11 protein-coding genes and 1 pseudogene are annotated in these 15,794 nt (G+C 73.4%); 6 read left to right on the top strand and 6 right to left on the bottom strand.

Annotated features, from left to right (window positions below; genetic code table 11):
* Nucleotides 1-202 precede the first annotated feature (202 nt).
* The 3 genes from JOD66_RS13875 to JOD66_RS13865 all read right to left on the bottom strand — a co-directional run bounded on the left by JOD66_RS13875 (nt 203) and on the right by JOD66_RS13865 (nt 3,942).
* On the bottom strand, nt 203-2,164 hold the full coding sequence (locus JOD66_RS13875; RefSeq protein WP_204837439.1) for an ABC1 kinase family protein: 1,962 nt from the start codon (nt 2,162-2,164) through the stop codon (nt 203-205).
* A gap of 63 nt (nt 2,165-2,227) precedes the next feature.
* Nucleotides 2,228-2,743: a TetR/AcrR family transcriptional regulator gene (locus JOD66_RS13870; RefSeq protein WP_204837438.1), complete on the bottom strand. Its 516-nt coding sequence runs from the start codon at nt 2,741-2,743 to the stop codon at nt 2,228-2,230.
* Entirely contained in the window at nt 2,740-3,942 is a 1,203-nt protein-coding gene (locus JOD66_RS13865) for a cytochrome P450 (RefSeq protein WP_204837437.1), read from the bottom strand. Before JOD66_RS13865 ends, JOD66_RS13870 begins: the two co-directional genes overlap by 4 nt.
* A gap of 123 nt (nt 3,943-4,065) precedes the next feature.
* Between JOD66_RS13865 and JOD66_RS13860 the strand changes: the two are divergent.
* Nucleotides 4,066-5,311: pseudogene (locus JOD66_RS13860) on the top strand (IS30 family transposase).
* A gap of 73 nt (nt 5,312-5,384) precedes the next feature.
* Here JOD66_RS13860 and JOD66_RS13855 read toward each other — a convergent pair.
* Nucleotides 5,385-5,936 carry a Dps family protein gene (locus tag JOD66_RS13855; RefSeq protein ID WP_205126383.1) on the bottom strand — a complete coding sequence of 184 codons (552 nt, stop codon included), beginning with the start codon at nt 5,934-5,936 and terminating at the stop codon, nt 5,385-5,387.
* Between the two features lie 166 nt (nt 5,937-6,102).
* Here JOD66_RS13855 and JOD66_RS13850 point away from each other — a divergent pair, with 166 nt between their 5' ends.
* From JOD66_RS13850 to JOD66_RS13840, 3 genes are all read left to right on the top strand, one after another.
* Nucleotides 6,103-7,080, top strand: coding sequence for an ATP-binding cassette domain-containing protein (locus JOD66_RS13850; RefSeq protein WP_204837435.1), 978 nt, complete (start codon nt 6,103-6,105; stop codon nt 7,078-7,080).
* Nucleotides 7,077-7,877, top strand: coding sequence for an ABC transporter permease (locus tag JOD66_RS13845; protein WP_204837434.1), 801 nt, complete (start codon nt 7,077-7,079; stop codon nt 7,875-7,877). Before JOD66_RS13850 ends, JOD66_RS13845 begins: the two co-directional genes overlap by 4 nt.
* A gap of 135 nt (nt 7,878-8,012) precedes the next feature.
* Nucleotides 8,013-10,607: a helix-turn-helix transcriptional regulator gene (locus JOD66_RS13840; RefSeq protein WP_204837433.1), complete on the top strand. Its 2,595-nt coding sequence runs from the start codon at nt 8,013-8,015 to the stop codon at nt 10,605-10,607.
* Here JOD66_RS13840 and JOD66_RS13835 read toward each other — a convergent pair.
* Nucleotides 10,573-10,950 carry a group I truncated hemoglobin gene (locus JOD66_RS13835; protein WP_204837432.1) on the bottom strand — a complete coding sequence of 126 codons (378 nt, stop codon included), beginning with the start codon at nt 10,948-10,950 and terminating at the stop codon, nt 10,573-10,575. The genes JOD66_RS13840 and JOD66_RS13835 overlap by 35 nt on opposite strands.
* A 49-nt stretch (nt 10,951-10,999) precedes the next feature.
* Nucleotides 11,000-12,316, bottom strand: a complete 1,317-nt coding sequence (locus JOD66_RS13830) for a cytochrome P450 (protein ID WP_204837431.1) — start codon at nt 12,314-12,316, stop codon at nt 11,000-11,002.
* Nucleotides 12,317-12,413: 97 nt separating this feature from the next.
* Between JOD66_RS13830 and JOD66_RS13825 the strand changes: the two genes are divergently transcribed.
* Together JOD66_RS13825 and JOD66_RS13820 are read left to right on the top strand one after the other, a co-directional pair.
* Nucleotides 12,414-13,169 (top strand): HAD family hydrolase, encoded by a 756-nt coding sequence (locus JOD66_RS13825; RefSeq protein WP_307823511.1) that lies wholly within the window; start codon nt 12,414-12,416, stop codon nt 13,167-13,169.
* Entirely contained in the window at nt 13,166-15,682 is a 2,517-nt protein-coding gene (locus tag JOD66_RS13820) for a glycoside hydrolase family 65 protein (protein WP_204837430.1), read from the top strand. Before JOD66_RS13825 ends, JOD66_RS13820 begins: the two co-directional genes overlap by 4 nt.
* The last annotated feature ends 112 nt before the right edge of the window (nt 15,683-15,794 follow it).

Raw genomic sequence — 15,794 nt, 5'->3', positions numbered from 1 at the left:
CCCCCACCCCACCTACCCGACCCGCACAGACCCCCTCCGCCGACGTCTGGGGTCACGTAGAACAGCGGACAACGTGTTACAAGCCCGGCCAGCCAGCCCGAGCCACCTCCCGGCCTCGTCACACCCGGCGGACGATCACGTGCGGGCGGGGGGGATGGGGGGACGGGGGGATGGGGGATCGGGCGGTAGCCGCTCCCGGTCCTCACTCCCGGCGCTGGAACAGTCGCACGACCACGCGCAGCGCCAGGGTCACCCCGCAGAAGCCGAGCGCGAGCCCCAGCAGGCCGAAGAGGGAGAGCTCGTCGGTCAGCCGCGGTCCGCCGCCGTGGAGGCCGAGGACGACGGCGAGGATGCAGGCGGTGATGCCGAAGGCGGCGGCCAGGCCGTTGTTGACCTGGTCGCGCAGCCAGGCCCGGTCCTCGGCGTCGCCGAAGGCGCGGGTGCGGACCGTGAAGGTGCCGTCGCCGAGCGCGCTGGTGAGGTGCTCGACGCGCTCGGGAAGGCGGCGGGCGATGGCGGCGACCACACCGGCCTGGCTGACGGCCTGCGCGGCGACCCGCTTGGGCTCGGCCAGCCGCCGCAGCAGGGACGGGAGCTGGGCGCGGGCCGAGCGGAGCAGGCTGCTGCCGGGGTCGAGCAGGGTGATCGCGGCCTCGACCGAGGTGAGGGTGCGGAAGGCGGCGGCGACGTCCCCCGGTACGCCGATCCGGTGCCGGCGCAGGACCACGAAGATCCGCGCGAAGGTGTCGCCGCCGATGGTCGTCTGCAGCTGGAGCGCGGCGATCTCGCGGCCGAGCTCCCGGCGCAGCTGCGGCACGTCCAGGTCGTCCGGTACGTCGAACGCCAGGGTGAGCGCGTCCACCGCCGAGACCGCGTCGTCGCTGAGGATCGCGAACAGCAGCAGGGCGAGCAGCTGGCGGGTCTCGCTGTCGAGGACGCCGACGGCGCCGAAGTCGAGCAGCCCGATCCGGCCGTCGTCGAGCACCAGGATGTTGCCGGGGTGCAGGTCGGCGTGGAAGACGCCCGCGACGAACACCGTGTCGAGCAGCGCGGCGATGAGGGTGTCGGCGAGCTCGACCCGGCGCTGCGGGGTGAGCCCGGCGACGGCCGGCTCCCCCGCGGAGAGGGGGACGCCGTGCAGCCGGTCCATCACGAGCACCCGGCGGGTGCTCAGCGCGGCGTCCACGGCGGGGACGACGAGGTCGGGCCGCTCGCGCAGCGCGGCCGCGCCGGCCGCCGTGTTGCCCGCCTCGATCCGGTAGTCCAGCTCCTCGCGCAGCGACTGGGCGAGACCGGCGGCCAGCCGCGAGACCCCGAGGTCGCGCGCCCATGGCCAGCGCTGCTCGGCGGTACGGGCCAGCCGGACCAGGATGTCGGTGTCGACCTCGACCTGTCGGCGGGCCTTGCTGCGCTGCACCTTCACGACCACCTCGCGGCCGTCGTGCAGCGTCGCGGTGTGCACCTGGGCGACGGAGGCCGCGGCCAGCGGCTCGGTGTCGAAGGCGGCGAAGAGCGCCTCCGGCCGGTCGCCGAGGTCGGCCTCGATGGTGGCCGCCACGGCGTCGTACGGCTCCGGGTCGGCGTCCGACTGCAGGGTCGCGAGCGCGCGGGTGGTGTCGGCGGGCAGCAGGTCGTCGCGGGTGGCGAGGATCTGGCCGAGCTTGACGAAGGTGACGCCCGACCTGTTGAAGACGGAGGCGAGGGCGGGCCCGAACGACGCCGAGCCGGGACCGCCCCGCAGCACCGCCCCGAGCCCCGAGCCGGTGGCCGCACGACCGATCTGCAGATACCGGCGGGTCCGGCGCAGCCACGACCGGAACCGGCCGAACGCCTCCCGCGGACCGGGGACCGTGCCCGACGGCAGGAGCACCTCCAGCAGCATCACCACCGCCAGCGCGGCGGCGAACACCCACAGGCAGCTGACCAGCAGGAAGGCGACCGCCGTGCCCTGGGACGTGGTCAGCCGGCCGCTCTCGGTCCCGACGCCGGCGGCGACGGCCAGCTTCCCGGTCACGGGAATCCCCACCAGGAGGGCGGTCCAGGCGACCAGCAGGGTGCGCAGCCAGCCCACCCGGGCGCCGAGGATCCGGCGGATCACCGCCCCGAGGCCGGCGGCCAGGACCAGGCTCGTGACGACCGTGTAGACCCACTCCACCACTCCCACGTGCTCACCGTAGGGCGCTCGGCGGCCCCGGGCGGGGAGGGTCAGGGGCCGACCAGGGACGGATCAGGGCGTGGTCAGGGCGATCACCGGCGCGACGAACCGGTCGACCAGCCGCCGCTCGGCCGCCTCGTCGCCACCGGGCACGGTCAGCAGCGACACGATCACCCGGACCAGCCAGGCAGCGGCCTCGCGATCGGCCACCAGGCTCAGGCCGAGGGCCTCGACCACCTCGGAGTCGTGGGCCAGACCGGCCGACCGGCCGGCGTCCCCCTCGCGGAACCAGGCGGCCAGCGTGGGCGCGGCCCGGACGTGGCGCAGCGCCGCGAGGGCGGCCTCGGTCACCGTCGCGGGCGCCTCGGCGGCGACCAGGGCGCCGACCCGGACCGCCTCGCGCTGCACGAAGGCGCGCTGCAGCGCGAGCCGGTCGGGGAAGTAGCGGTAGAGCGTGGCCCGCGAGCACCCCGCCGCCCGTGCGATCTCCCCCATCGCGACGGCGTCGACGCCGCGCTCGGCGATCAGCCCGCCCGCGGCGTCGAGGATCCGCTCGACCGCCGGCGTACGACGGTCGACCCAGCTCACGAGACCACCAGCGGCATCGAGAGCGGCCGCCGGACGTAGGGTCCCGGCGCCCAGGTCACCGCGTCCTCGTCGACCGTGAAGTCCGGGATCCGGGCGAGCAGCTCCTCCAGCGCGACGGTGATCTGCAGCCGCGCGGCGGCGGCGCCGAGGCAGTGGTGGTGTCCCTGGCTGAAGCTGAGCACCTGGCTCGGGCGCCGGCGTACGTCGAGCCGGTCGGCGTCGGGGCCGTAGCGGCGCGGGTCGCGGTTGCCGGCGGCGTAGAGCAGCAGCACCTTGCGGCCCGCCGGGACGACGGTGTCGTGCAACTCGACGTCGCGGGTGGTGGTGCGGGCCAGGCCCTGCACCGGCGAGGTGAGGCGCAGGACCTCCTCGACGGCGTCGGGGACGAGGCCGGGATCCCCGGCCAGGAGGGCGCGCTGGTCGGGGTGGGCGGCGAGCAGCTGCACGGCGCCGCCGAGCGCGCCGGTGGACGTGTCGTTGCCGCCGGCGACCATGGTGAAGACGAAGGCGAGGATCTCGAGCAGGTCGGTCTCGGCCAGGACCAGCTGGGAGACGGTGTCGGCGCCCGGCTCGCGGCGGCGGCGCTCGACCAGGTCGGCGAAGTACGCCATCAGCTCGGTGGTCGCGGCGGCGGCGTCCGCCGCGGCGAGGGCGCCCTCACCCGCGACGTTGGCCGCGACGATGGCGCCGCTCCAGTCGTCGAAGCGCGGCTGGTCCTCGACGGGGACGCCGAGGTAGTGGCCGACGACGAAGCTCGGCAGCGGCTTGAACAGCTCGGCCACGACGTCGCCGCCACCGGCCGCCCGCAGCGCGTCGAGCCGCTCGACGACGAAGGCCCGCACCGCCGGCCCCAGCTCGCGCACCTGGCGGGGCGTGAACCCGCGCGCGACCAGCCGGCGGAAGGTGGTGTGGACGGGCGGGTCGGTCATCACGAACGGCGGGTTGTCGACCAGCCCGATCCGCTCGAGCTCGTCGTACTCGACCGTGAGCCCGGCCGCGCTGGAGAAGGTGGCGGTGTCGACGGCCGCGGCGAGCACGTCGGCGTGCCGCGAGAGGACGTAGTAGTCGCGGTCCGGGCGGCCGGCCGGGACCACGTGGTGGACCGGGTCGTGCTCGCGCAGCCACGCGTAGGACGCCCACGGGTCGCGCCACGCGACCCCGCCCCGCGCCACATAGCCCTGCAACATCTCAGCCGACATGCCCCAACCCTGAGACACATCGGCCGATCTGTCTAGCCTTGCTTCCGTCGCATCTGACGAATGGGTCGACGACGAGCCGGCAGGCTCAAGTGGTCGTAGCAACACCAATCCCGTGGAGGTGTTGTGGTCCGTCAGCGTGTGCCGTACGAGGTCCGTGCTCGGTTCTTTGGCTTGGTGTGCACAGGCTGGTCGCTGGCGAAGGCCTCGAGCGAGGTCGGCGTGGCGAAGCAGTCGGCGTGGGAGTGGTGGCGCAAGTCTGCTCCGGTGACCTTGGAGCTTCTGCCAGGCCGAGTCGGGGGCATCGACAGCGCCCGCACCAGACTTAGCGGCCGGGGCGGCCGGGGCGGCCGGGGTGGGTCAGCGGCGCATGCTGACCAGTGAGGACCGGGCTGTGATCGCTGCCTGCCTGCAGTGTCGGGCACGGGGCGAGAAGATCACGCTTGCTCAGATCGGTGAGCTGATCGAGCGGCACAAGTCGGTGATCGGTCGCGAGATCGCTCGCAACAGTGGCCCGGACGGCTCCTACTATGGCGCGCTGGCGCACCAGCAGGCCGTGGTGAAGCGCAAACGGCCCAAGGAGTTCCGGCTGGTCGCCGAGCCGGGCCTGTGCCGGCGGATCGAGGCCTGGATGGACGACGGTTGGTCCCCGCAGTTGATCGCGCGGGTGCTGCGTGAGGAGTCGCCCCACACGATCATGGGCCGTGTGTCGCACGAGACGATTTACCAGGCGCTCTACGTCCAGACCCGCGGAGGGTTGCGCAAGGACCTCTACCGGCAGCTGTCGACCAAGCGGGCTGCACGTAAGCCGCAGGGCGGGGTCAAGCGCGCGAACAGCCCGTACAAGGAGGCGTTCAAGATCAGCCAACGCCCGCCCGAGGTCGCGGACCGGGCGGTGCCCGGTCACTGGGAGGGCGACCTCATCATGGGCAGCCCGGGGAGTCCCGCGGTCGGGACGCTGGTCGAGCGGGCCACGCGGTTCACGATCTTGTTGCACCTGCCCGGCAGCCATGACGCCGAGTCCGTGGCTGAGGCGATGATCCGGGAGATGTCGCAACTGCCTGAGCATCTGCGGCGGTCGTTGACCTGGGACCGCGGGACCGAGCTCGCGGCCTACGCCAAGATCCAGACCGACCTGTCGATGCCGGTCTACTTCTGTGACCCGCACTCGCCGTGGCAACGCGGCACGAACGAGAACACCAACCGGCTGCTACGCCACTGGCTCACCAAGGGCAGCGACCTGTCCCGCTTCACCGCAGCCGACCTACGCCGGATCGCGGCCAGCCTCAACGCCCGCCCACGTCCTACCCTGGACATGAAGACACCAGCCCAAGCGCTGGACGCGCTGTTGTCGAACCCGGCAGCAGCCTAGAAGTTGCTTCGACCGCTTGACCTAGCCGCCGAATTCGGGACCCATTCGTCAGATACGACGCGCAACCCCGGGCTCAGGCGATGATCGCCTCCGGCACCGAGCCCTCGGGCGCCCGCCGCTCGGCGTCGGTCAGCCAGGCCAGCTGCTCGAGCCGCTCGAGGATCGAGTGCAGCAGGTCCGCGGTGGTGGGGTCCGCGGCGTCGACGTCGTCGTGGACCCGGCGCACGGTGCCGGCGACCGCGTAGATCGAGGCGACGATCGCGTCGATCGCGTCGCCGGTGGCGACCTCGCCGCCTGGGAAGGCGGGGAGGCTGGACTGGGCGGCGGTGCGGGCGGAGGTGCCGTCGGGGACGACGTACAGCGCGCGCATCCGCTCGGCGACGGCGTCGGTGAACTCACGGGCGGCGTCGACGATCTCGTCGAGCTGGAGGTGCAGGTCGCGGAAGTTGGGGCCGACCGCGTTCCAGTGCGCCTGCTTGCCCTGGAGGGCGAGATCGTTGAGGTCGACGAGGACCTGCTGGAGGTGGCCGGCCAGGGCGGCGTCGGCCCGGAACGCGGGGTGGGCGACGTGCTGGGACGAGCGGTGTCGGGTCACGGTGGTGGCCACGGGTGGTGCTCCCTTCATCGATGACGGTGACTCCACCTTGCCACGCTTTCTGGAGTCATTCCAGAAAAGGAAGCCTTGCCTACGCACGCCCAGCCTTGCCTCACCGCGATGAGTTCCGTTGTCGGCGGTGGTCCCTAGTGTCGAAGCCGGGGACGACGACACGAGAAGGACTTCAGGGGCGACGATGAGCGATCCGATGATCAGCGCGACCGGACTGGTCAAGCGCTACCAGGACGTCGAGGCCCTCGCGGGCCTCGACCTGGCCGTGCCCGAGGGGAGGGTGCTGGCGCTGCTGGGGCCCAACGGAGCCGGCAAGACCACGGCGGTGCGCTGTCTGACCACGCTGCTCAAGCCCGACGCGGGCAGCGCGCGGGTGGCCGGCATCGACGTCCTCGCCGATCCCGCGGCGGCCAAGGCCAAGATCGGGCTGTCGGGCCAGTACGCCGCCGTCGACGAGCACCTCACGGCCGCCGAGAACCTGGTGATGATCGGCCGGCTCTACCACCTCGGCCGCGGGCCCGCCCGGGCTCGGGCGCACGAGCTGCTCGAGCGCTTCGACCTCACCGAGTTCGCGAACCGGCCGACGAAGACCTACTCCGGCGGCCAGCGCCGGCGTCTCGACCTGGCCTGCGCGCTGGTCGCGGCGCCGCCGGTGATCGTGCTCGACGAGCCGACCACCGGCCTCGACCCGCGCAGCCGCCAGCTGATGTGGGACGTCATCCGCGAGCTGGTCGCCGACGGCGCGACCCTGCTGCTCACGACGCAGTATCTCGAGGAGGCCGACGTGCTGGCCGACGACATCGTGGTGATCGACCACGGCCGCGAGATCGCCCACGGCACCGCCGACGAGCTCAAGGCGCAGACCGGCGGCCAGCGGATCGAGGTCGTGCTCACCAACGCGGCCGACGCCGAGGCCGCCGGCCGGATCCTCAACGAGGTCGCGGTCGGCGAGGTGCAGGTCACCGGAGCCGGCCGCGAGCTGGCCGCCGCGGTCGGCGACGAGGCGGCGGGCGACCTGCTGCGGGTGCTGCAGGGCTTCGAGCGCGACGCGGTGAAGGTGCTCGACGTCGGGCTGCGCCGCCCCACCCTCGACGACGTCTTCCTCAGCCTGACCGGCCACGACAGCACCGACAGCAGCCAGACCACGGAGGTCGACCAGTGAGCACCCTGACCCAGGCCGCCAGCGACGGCTGGGTGGTCGCCCAGCGCAACCTGATCAAGATCGTCCGGGTCCCCGAGATCCTGGTCTTCGTCCTGGTCAGCCCGATCATGTTCGTGCTGCTGTTCGCCTACGTCTTCGGCGGCGCGATCGAGACCCCGGGCGTCAACTACCGCGAGTGGCTGATCGCCGGCATCTTCGGCCAGACCATCGTGTTCGGCGCGACGTTCACCGGCGCCGGGCTCGCGGAGGACATGCAGAAGGGCATCATCGACCGGTTCCGGTCGCTGCCGATGTCGAGCTCGGCCGTCCTCGTCGGGCGTACGTCGTCCGACGTGGTCTACAACGTGCTCTCGCTGATCATCATGGCGCTGACCGGCCTGATGGTCGGCTGGCGGATCCGCGAGGGCGTCCTCGACGCCCTTGCCGGCTTCGCGCTGCTGTTGGTCTTCGGCTACGCGATCAGCTGGGTGATGGCGTGGGTCGGCCTGATGGTGCCGAGCGTCGAGGTGATCAACAACGCCTCGTTCATCGTGATCATGCCGCTGACCTTCGTCTCCAACGCCTTCGTCCCGACCAGCTCGTTCAACAGCGTGCTCAAGCCGGTGGTCGAGTGGAACCCGGTCTCCGCGGTCACCCAGGCCAGCCGCGACCTGTTCGGCAACACCGGCGTCGGGCCCGGCTCCGACGCGTGGTCGCTGCAGCACCCGGTCCTCTACACGCTGATCTGGGTGGTCGCGATCATCGCGGTGTTCGCGCCGCTGTCGGTGCGCCAGTACCGGCTGACGACCAGCCGCTGAGCAGCCTGCGCCGCGCCCACCGTCCCCACGACTGGTGAGCGCGGCGCAGGGGTCCGAGGCGCCCGCAGGGACCTCTTCCCCCTCGCGCGCCACTTCAACCGGCGCCCCACCTCCGGCACCACTAGGCTTCCGCGCATGCCGACGACGGTCGCCCCGCAGCCCGAGCGGCAGTGGCCGTTGCTGGGGCGCGAACGGGAGCTCGACACCGCGCTCGGCGCGCTGGGCGGTCCGGCCCGGATCGTGACCGTCCACGGACCGGTCGGCGTCGGGAAGACCCGGCTGCTGGCCGAGGTCGCCGCGCGCGCGGCCACCGCCGGCCAGCACGTGGTCGAGCTGGACGGCAGCGCGATCCTGGCCGGTGTACCCCTCGGCGCACTGTCGGCGCGACTCCCCGGCGTGCGTCCGTACGACGGCGCCGCGCCCGACCCGGCCCGCCTGTTCACCGAGGCCGGTGCCGCGCTGACGGCCGATGCCGGTGGGCGCCCGATCGCGCTGGTGGTCGACGACGTCACCCTGCTCGACCCGGCCTCGGTGCTCCTCGTCGCCCAGCTCGCCGCGGCCGGCCGGCTCCGGCTGGTCGTCGCGCTGCGCCACGGCGACCCGCTGCCCGACCCGCTCGTGCTCGCCTGGAGCGCGGGTCGCGACGTCCGGATCGACCTCGGTCCGCTGTCGGCGGACCTCGTCCAGGAGGTGCTCGAGGACGCTCTCGGCGGCGCCGTGGCGCACCGGACCGCGGCCACGCTGCACGCCGCGAGCGGCGGCAACCCGATGTACCTGCGGGAGCTGGTGGTCGGCGCGCTCGCGGACGGTGGCCTGTCCGCCGCCACCGGGGTCTGGCAGTTGGCCGGCGACGCCGCGGGCACGCCCACCCTGCGGGACCTGGTGCTGGCCCGGGTGGCTCCGCTCGGCGACGCGGCCCGCGACGCGCTGGAGCGGCTGGCCGTCTGCGGCGACCTGCGCCCCGACCAGCTCCCCGGCGCGAGCGTCCGACCGGCGCTGACGGCGCTGGAGGCGGCCGGCCTGGTCCGGGTCGGCGCCGACGGCACCGTCGGGCTGGCGCAGCCGGTCTACCGCACCGTGCTCACCGGATCGCTGTCCCGGCTCCGGGCCGAGGACATCCTCACCGAGCAGGCCGCGCTCCTCGCCGGCCGCGACAGCGACCTGCTGCACGTCACCCTGTGGCAGATCGAGGCCGGCCTCGGCGCCGACCCGGCGGTGATCGCCACCGCCGCGCAGTACGCCGCCGCGACCGCGGACCACGCCACGGTGATCCGGCTGACCGAGGCCGGGCTGCGCACCGATCCCGGCCGGGTCGAGCTGGTGCTGCTGCGCGCGGATGCGCTGCTGCGCTCCGGACGGTCCGACGAGTCGCTCGCGCTGCTGGAGCGCCACCCCGAGCAGAGCGCCCGGATCGCCCGGCTGGTCGCGGTCGGCCGGCTCACCGGCCGGGGCCCGCTCGCGGCGCTCGACGTACTCGACCGGGCGGCCCGCGCCGCCGACCGGCCGCATCCGGCCCTGGAGCTGACCCGCGCCGCCGCCCTGGTCGCGGCCGGGCGCTCCACCGAGGCCGAGGCGATCGTGACCGCCATCGCCCCGCTGTTCGGCGACGGCGAGCAGGAGCGGGCGCGGATCGCGCTGGCGCACGCCGTACCGCTGGCCTGCCTGGGCCACGAGGCGGCCGCCCGCGCCGCCGCGGAGCGCGCGGTCGCGTACGCCGAGGAGACCGAGGGACGGGTGCTCGGCCTGAGCCACGGCGAGGTCCAGCTCGCGCTCGCCACGGTGCACCATCTCTTCGGCCGCTTCGGGCTCGCCCGGGCCGCCGCGGTCCGCGCGCTCACCAGCGCCGCCGACAACGGCGACGAGATCCTCAGCCGGTCCATCGAGTTCCTGCTCGGCCGGATCGCCGCCGACGCCGGCCATCTCGCCTCCGCCGAGCGGTGGCTGGCCGAGACCATCAGCGGCGCCACCTCGGTCGGCCCGCCGGGGCTCGCCGTACTGGCCCGGTTGACCCTGACCGCCGTCCACGGCGCGGCCGGCGACCTCGACCGGGCCCGCTCGACGATCGCCGCGGTCTCCGCCGAGCTGGTCCCCGTGTCCTGGCTGGCACTGGCGCGCGGCTGGTCCGACGGCATGGCGTCCGGCACGACGGCGACGCTCGGCCACGTCGCGGACGCCGCGACCCGCGCCCACGAGACCGGCAACCGCGCCCTCGCCGCCCAGGCCTGGCAGGTCGCCCTCGAGATCGACCGCCCCGACGCCGCCGTCGCCCCGCTGGCCGCGCTGGCCGCGGGGTGCGACAGCGGCTTCATCGCCCTGCTCGCCGAGCACGCCGCCGCGGCCGCGGCCCGCGATCCCGCGCGCTTGCTGGAGATCAGCGAGGCCTGGGAGCAGCGCGACGGGCTGCGCCTGGCCGCGGTCGCGGCCGCCGGCGCCGCCCGGGCCGCCCAGGCCGCGGGCAGCGCCCGCACCGCCACCGCCGCCCGGGCCCGCGCCGAGGACCTGAGCCGCCGCTGCGACGGCCTCGACCTGCCCGTGCTCCGCACCGACGAGAGCGCCAGCCCGCTCACGCCCCGGGAGCGGGAGATCGCGACCCTCGCCGGGGCCGGCGCGACCAGCAAGGAGATCGCCGCCCAGCTCTTCCTGTCCTCACGGACGGTCGACAACCACCTGCAGTCGGTCTACACGAAGCTCGGGATCAGCGGTCGGCAGGAGCTGGCGGCGCGGCGCTGACGACCACCTCGCGCCGGGCCTCCAGCGCGGCCCGCACCTCCTCGATCCGGCCGGCCTCGGCACCCAGGTCGTACAGCGTCATCACCAGGTGCTCGGCCACCGCGTCGAAGGCGTCGTCGGTGATGCCCAGCCCGGCGTGCGCCGCGGCGAGCGGGCGGCCGGCGAACAGCTCGGGACCGCCGAGCGCGTGGCTGAGGAAGGCGCGCTGGTGGGCCTTGAGCCGGTCGACGTCGATCCCGTCGAACCAGGCCCGCAGGTCCGGGTCGTCCAGCACCCGCTGGTAGAACACCGCCACCACCGCCCGCACCGCGCCGGCCCCGCCGAGGGCGTCGTACGTGCTCATGAGGTGACGCTAGCGAGACCGCCCGGTCGGGCGCCTGAGTATCGGTTACTCAGGCGGGCTCGGCGACCCGGTCGCCGCCGGTGAGCACGGGGAGCGCCTCGACGCCGTAGACCGCGGAGAGCTTGCGGAACTCCAGCTCGGAGATGTCCGCGGCCATGGCCAGGTCGGGGAAGCGCTCGGCGAGCATCCGCAGCGCGGTGCGCAGCTCCATCCGGGCCAGCTCGGCGCCGACGCAGCGGTGCATGCCCCAGCCGAAGGCGAGGTGGCGCGTGGGCTCCCGGCTCGGGTCGAAGGTGTCGAGGTCCGGCGCGAGCCGGGGGTCGCGGTTGGCGGCGAGCAGCGATACGCCGACCGCGTCGCCCTCCTTGATCTGCACGCCCCCGATGACCACGTCCTGCTTGGCGAAGCGCAGGAAGGCCAGCTGGACGACGCACAGGTGGCGCAGCAGCTCCTCGACGACCTGGTTGACCTGCTCGGCGTCCTCCGAGCGGAGCATCTCGCCGGCCTTCGGCGTGGTGGCGATCAGGTAGGCGCCCAGGGCCAGCATCGACGCGGAGGTCTCGTAGCCGCCGAGGAAGACGCCGTCGGCGATGCCGCCGAGGGTCACGTCGTCGAGCTCGTCGCCGTGCTCCTTCAGCAGCGCGCCGATCAGGCCGTCGCCGGGGTTCGCCCGCTGCTCGCGCACCGCGTTGATCAGGAACTCGCGGGTGTGGGCGGCGGCGCCGAACGCGCCCGCGCCGCCCTCGGTGAGGTCGAAGCGGGCGACGCCGAGCTCGAGGAAGCGGGCCCGGTCGTCGACCGGCAGGCCGAGCAGGTCGCAGATCACGTCGAACGGCACGGCGAAGGCGAACTCCTCGACCATGTCGACCGGCCGCCCGTCGCGACCGGCCTCGGCCATCGCGTCCAGCCGCTGGCGCACGATCGCCTCGATGCCGGGCTGCAGCCGGGCGAGGCGGCGCATCGTGAACTCGGGGGTGAGATAGCGCCGCAGCGCGGTGTGGAGCGGCGGGTCGGTCATCCCGAGGCCGCCGATCTGCTCCTCGTCGGAGCGGCCCTCCTGGGACACGAACTGCCCGAGGTCGTTGGACCAGACCTCGGCGCCACCGGCGAGCACCTCGCGCGACTCGTCGTACCCGCTCACCAGCCACACGCCCCGGCCGAACAGGTCGGCGAGCTTCTTGACCGGCTCCTCGGCCCGCACCCGCGCCATCGCGGGCAGCGGGTCGAGGCCGTCTCGCTTGAGGGGCAGGGTCATCGAGTCGGGCAGGAAGCGGAGCTTGCGCAGGTCGATGCCGTTGCGCATGGTCCGGTTGAGCAGCCAGATGCCGACGCGCTGCTTCACCGGGCCGAGGAGGGGGACACGCATGAGGTGTATTCCACCAGACGAGACGCCTCGATGAATCCGGTGTGACCCGGATCGCGCCCTGACCCGACCCTGGGGTCTCCCCGGTTAGCCTGAGCGCGTGCCTCGGACAGTAGTGGACTGGGATGCCTGGGATGCGGTGCTCTTCGACCTCGACGGGGTGGTCACCCCGACGGCCGAGGTGCACATGCACGCGTGGTCGGCGATGTTCTCCTCCTTCCTGACCGCGCGCTCGGCGGCGGACGGCGTCGCCTACCCGGCGTACACCGAGCAGGACTACTTCGCCTACGTCGACGGGAAGCCCCGCTACGACGGGGTCCGCTCCTTCCTCGCCTCCCGCGGGATCACCCTGCCGGAGGGCACGCCGGAGGACCCGCCGACGGCGGACACGGTGGCTGGCCTCGGCAACCGCAAGAACGAGGCGTTCAACCAGATCCTGGCCTCGGACGGGGTCACGCCCTACCCCGGCTCGGTGCGGCTGATCGCGGACCTGCGCCGGCGCGGGATCCCGCTGGCCGTGGTGTCGTCCTCGCGCAACGCACCGGCAGTGCTGGAGGCAGCCGGGCTGTCCGGGGAGTTCGACTTCGTGATGCACGGCGGACTGGCCGCCGAGCTGGGCCTGCCCGGCAAGCCCGCACCGGACACCTTCTCCCACGCGGCCCAGGTGCTGGGTGCGACCGACGCCCGCTCGGTCGTGCTCGAGGACGCCATCAACGGGGTCGCCGCGGGCCACGCCGGCGGCTTCGGGCTGGTCATCGGCGTGGACCGCGGCGCGGGCGAGGACGCCCTGCGCGCGGCCGGAGCCACCGTCGTCGTCCCCGATCTCGCCGACCTGGTCGCGGAGGAGCAGCCATGAACGCACCCGAAGGCCCGTCCCACAAGGCGCCCCCGGCCGGCGACCCGCTCGACCGCAGCCGGTTCCCCGTCGACGAGTGGCGCCTGGTCGAGACCCGCTTCGACGGCTCAGACCTCGGCACCACCGAGTCGCTGTTCACCGTCGGCAACGGCTACCTCGGCCTGCGCGGCAACTACTCCGAGAGCCGCGACGCCCACCTCGACGGCACCTTCATCAACGGCTTCCACGAGACCTGGCCGATCTCCCACGCCGAGGAGGCCTACGGCTTCGCGCGGATCGGGCAGACCATCGTCAACGTGCCGGACCCGAAGGTGATCCGGCTCTACGTCGACGACGAGCCGCTGCAGGTCTCGGTCGCCGACCTGCTCGAGTACGAGCGTGCCCTCGACTTCCGCACCGGCGTGCTCACCCGCGACCTGCTCTGGCGTACGCCGGGCGGCAAGCGGGTGCGGGTCCGCAGCACCCGGATGGTGCCGCTGGAGCAGCGCCATCTCGCCGTGCTGACCTTCGAGGTCACCCTCCTCGACCAGCGGGCCTCGCTGGCGATCTCCTCCCAGCTGGTCAACCGGCAGGACGAGCAGCGCGAGACGGCGCCGATCGACCAGAGTGGCGGCGGGACCGCGGATCCCCGACGGGCCGAGGACTTCGACCGCCGGGTGCTCGACCCGCGGATCCACGAGGCCGACCCCGAGACCGGGCGGCTCAAGCTCGGCTACCGCACGATGCAGAGCGGGATGACCCTCGGCGTGGTCGCGGACCACGTGCTGGAGACCGACGCGCCGTACTCCCTCGACGTGCACGCCGAGGACGACCTCGCCAAGGCGATCTACCGGATCGCGGCCGAGCCGGGCGTCCCCGTGCGGCTGACCAAGCTGGTGTCCTTCCACACCGCGGCGACGGTGCCGCCGCGCGAGCTGATCGACCGCTGCGAGCGGACCCTGGCCCGCACCCGCGAGGAGGGGGTGGCGCACCAGTTCGAGGCACAGCGGGCGTGGCTGGACGCGTTCTGGGCCCGCGCGGACGTCGCGATCCCGGACCAGCCCGCGCTGCAGCAGGCGATCCGGTGGAACCTCTTCTCGATCCTGCAGGCCTCCGCCCGCGCGGAGGGCCAGGGCATCGCGGCCAAGGGGGTGAGCGGGTCCGGCTACGGCGGCCACTACTTCTGGGACACCGAGATCTACGTGATGCCGTTCCTCACCTACACCATGCCGTGGGCGGCCCGGAACGCCCTGCGCTTCCGCTACAACCTGCTCGACAGCGCCCGCTCCCGGGCCCGCGAGCTGTCCCAGAAGGGTGCGCTCTTCCCCTGGCGCACGATCAGCGGGCAGGAGGCGTCGGCGTACTACGCGGCCGGCACCGCGCAGTACCACATCGACGCCGACATCGCCTACGCCCTGAGCCAGTACGTCGGCGCCACCGGCGACGACGAGTTCCTGGCCCGCGAGGCGGTCGACATCTTCGTCGAGACCGCGCGGCTGTGGGCCGATCTCGGCTTCTGGCGCGACGAGAGCCGCCGCACCTTCCACATCCACGGCGTCACCGGGCCCGACGAGTACACCACCGTGGTCAACGACAACCTCTACACGAACGTGCTCGCGCGCTTCAACCTGCGCCGCGCCGCCCGCGCCGTGTGGGAGCTGCAGCGCGACGACCCGGCGGCGTACGACGACCTGGTGCGCCGCACCGGGCTCACCACCGACGAGCCGGACGAGTGGGCGCAGTGCGCCGACGGGATGTCCATCCCGTTCGACTCCTTCCTCGGCATCCACCCGCAGGACGCGCACTTCCTGGAGCGCGAGATGTGGGACCTGGAGAACACCCCGCTCGACAAGCGGCCACTGCTGCTCCACTACCACCCGCTGGTGATCTACCGCTTCCAGGTGCTCAAGCAGGCCGACGTGGTGCTCGCGCTCTACCTCCAGGGCGAGGACTTCACGGCCGAGCAGAAGCAGGCCGACTTCGAGTACTACGACCCGATCACCACCGGCGACTCCACGCTGTCCGCGGTCGTGCAGTCGATCGTGGCCGCCGAGGTCGGCTACCACTCCCTCGCACTGCGCTACTTCCACTCGGCTCTCTTCGTCGACCTCGCCGACCGCCACAACAACACCGCCGACGGCGTCCACGTCGCCTCCACCGGTGGGGTGTGGAGCGCCCTCGTCGGCGGCTTCGGCGGGTTCCGGGACCGCGGCTCCGGCGCCGGGGACCAGCAGTGGCAGCTCGACCCCCGGCTGCCGGCGTCGTGGCCGTCGCTCACCTACCGGCTGACGCTCCACGGGACCCGGGTGCGGGTCGTGGTCCGCGCCGACGAGCTGGAGCTGTTCGTCGAGGAGGGGACCGGTCCGGTCACGCTGTCGGTGCGGGGCACCCTGGTCAAGGTCGCCCCGGGCGACCCGGTCGTGGTCCCGCTCGAGCACCAGGGGCCGCGGCTGGACGGCGAGCCGCCGTACCCCGCCGGGATCCAGCGGGCTGATGGGACGGTGATCTCGGCGATCGTGCCGAGCGGGGAGTGAGGGTGCAGGAATCACCGGTCGACCGGTTGTTCCTGCACTTGTCGGGCGTTGCAACGCCCGACAAGTGACAGAACTGCCCGACAAGTGACAGAAACGCCGGTCGACCGGCGAT

The organism is Nocardioides nitrophenolicus, from assembly GCF_016907515.1.
GTDB classification, from domain to species: Bacteria; Actinomycetota; Actinomycetes; order Propionibacteriales; family Nocardioidaceae; genus Nocardioides; species Nocardioides nitrophenolicus.
The sequence above is the reverse complement of the archived record's forward strand: the minus strand, read 5'-3'. Positions and strand labels throughout refer to the sequence as shown.